The sequence below is a fragment of the Wolbachia pipientis genome (assembly GCF_023661085.1).
Classification (GTDB): Bacteria; Pseudomonadota; Alphaproteobacteria; order Rickettsiales; family Anaplasmataceae; genus Wolbachia.
This window is the reverse complement of sequence record NZ_JAHDJT010000149.1, coordinates 1-2,403: the sequence shown is the minus strand read 5'-3', so window position 1 is coordinate 2,403 and position 2,403 is coordinate 1. Positions and strand designations below refer to the sequence as shown.

General features: G+C 34.9%; 1 protein-coding gene. It reads left to right on the top strand.

All coding sequences use genetic code 11. The features are described from left to right. Positions 1–2,123, top strand: a 2,123-nt coding sequence (locus DM84_RS05710; protein ID WP_250779020.1) for a YhdP family protein, incomplete at its 5' end; no start/stop codon positions are given. Between the last annotated feature and the right edge of the window lie 280 nt (positions 2,124–2,403).

Sequence of the window (2,403 nt, the reverse complement as noted above, 5' to 3'; positions counted from 1 at the left end):
TATACATATTAAATACAGAGAATCACTCGGGTAAAAACTTGGCCTTGACTAATGTGAATGTAAATTTGACATATAGTGATGAAATCATCAGCGTAAAAAACTTTCATTTTAAGTTAAATGGTATGTACCTTTCTTTGATTGGCAAAATGAACTTTAGTACAAATCATACTCTGCTTAGGGTCAACATTAGTAAGTTTGCCGCAAAAGATTTATGTACTTATGTACCAGATAGTGTAATGAACAACAGATTTAAAAAATGGTATTGTGATAATATTGATGGGGATATTGTAAATACAATCATAAGTTTCAACGGTAAAATCAACAGCTTAGTTAATGATGATCTATCAGACGTCGTAATTGCTGCCGATATAGAAAACGGCAGCGTCAGATTTGATGAAGATTTTGAACAAGTGAGGGGATTAAACGGTGATTTAATTCTCAAAAATAACAACCTTACAATTGCTGTAAATAGCGCTAAGTTTCAGAATTTCACTATTGATGGTGGCAGTATTGAAATGAACTTTCTCGATAAGGAAGAGTCAGTTCTAGTCATCAATGGTAAGGCCACAAGCGATGCTTACGGGTTATATGAGCCTATAAAATTTAAGCTGGATGATATGATTCAGGTTACAAGAGACAAGATTGGTGGAATAGCAAAATCTGTATTCAGTTTTCGCATTTTTAACCTGAATATCGACGATAAAAAAGTAGATTTCTTAGCAAATTTTCATTCCAAAATTGACGATCTGGTTGTCTATGGCGCAAGTCTTGGTAAGCATGATATTAAGCTTGATTTTGGCAGGGACTTCATTGATTTAAATGTCAGTGGCATGGTAAATAATACACAATTATTATTCGACTTGAAAAGTAGCAACAAAAATGAAAGTTTTGCCTGGAATTTAACCGGAGATTTACCTGCTCAAATACTTAATTTTGATGGTGGTTACGTCAACACAAATATAGAGTCAGTGATAAATCAAGATAAGACGGGATATGTTAGTGGTAATATAGATTTGTCAGAGCTTGAGTCACGTTCAAGCTACTTGGGGTGGAGGAATCGCTTTGAAGATCACAATGAAATTTTGTTTTCTACGAGGCTAAAAGGAGCGGGTGAATTGTTAATAGACAAATTAGACGTTGTAGGAAATGACCTAGATATAAAGTTTAGCGGAAAAGTAGAGAATGGGAATTTGTATTTGAGTTCTGGCAAGTTTGAATTACCGGACAATGACCTTAATGTAGAAATTGAGTTAGGTAAAGAAAGAAGCATTGTAACTATTTATGGTGAGAAAATTAATTTGAGTGATATTTTAGGGTTACTTGGCAAAAATAGTAGTGGATTAAACAATGGCATAGAAGTAAGTATGAATGTTGACAATGTAATGATGAAAGAGGGCATTGTTGTCAAAAACGCCAAGCTACATGTAATCTGCACTAAAGGTGATTGTAGTGGAAGTAAATTTACAGGGCAGTTTTTGGAAGACAACAGCAAAATATCAGCAGAATACAGTGGAATAGGGCTCGAATTATATGCGGATAATTCGGGTATGCTTTTGCGCTCTTTAGGCATTGGTAAATCAGTTAAAAACGGCAAATTATCTTTTTATCTATCTCCTCAGAGAGAAAATGGAGAACATTACGGCATGTTATCTATCAGCAATTTCTATATCAAAGATGCTTCATTGCTTACTACTTTACTATCGATGTCTTCACTGCCTGGTATTGTAAATGCTATAAAGAACGAAGGTGTATACTTTTATAAGTGTAATGCACCTTTTTCATATAAAGAGGGCACTGTTGACATTGAAGAATCTTGGCTTGAGGGAGCAGAACTGGGCATTAGCACTAGTGGTAAGCTTGATATTAGGAATTATAAATTCCAGGTTGAAGGACAAGTAATACCAGCATATTCAATTAATAAATCTTTGTTGAGAATCCCTATAATCGGAAAACTTCTTACTGGTGGGAAAAGTAGGGGGATTATTTCAATAGACTACAAAGCAAGTGGGGATGATAAAAACAGTAATGTATCTGTTAATCCTATCTCTTCGCTAACTCCAAGCCTATTTAAGAGGTTATTGGGGGTGTTTGACCGTGCTATGACAAAAATGGCAACGCGCTAGGCATATAACACGCTATTTATAGAAATGGAACAAAAAAACTACTTGACAACTTTTGTCGTGACCCTTATCATAGTAGTGAAGCTATTTGTTTAACTTTCCAATCTGTACAGGTTAAAATGACAAGAGAACTTGTATTTGGCGTACTATTGTTTAATTTTTCGCACTATGTGCACTGCATGTCTTTTTAAAACTTCGGGTTTTCAAGCTGAAACGCGCTTATAAGTCGTTTAAGACATTACCCAACGCCGGATTTTAAAATAGAGAGTGGAATAACTAGCTA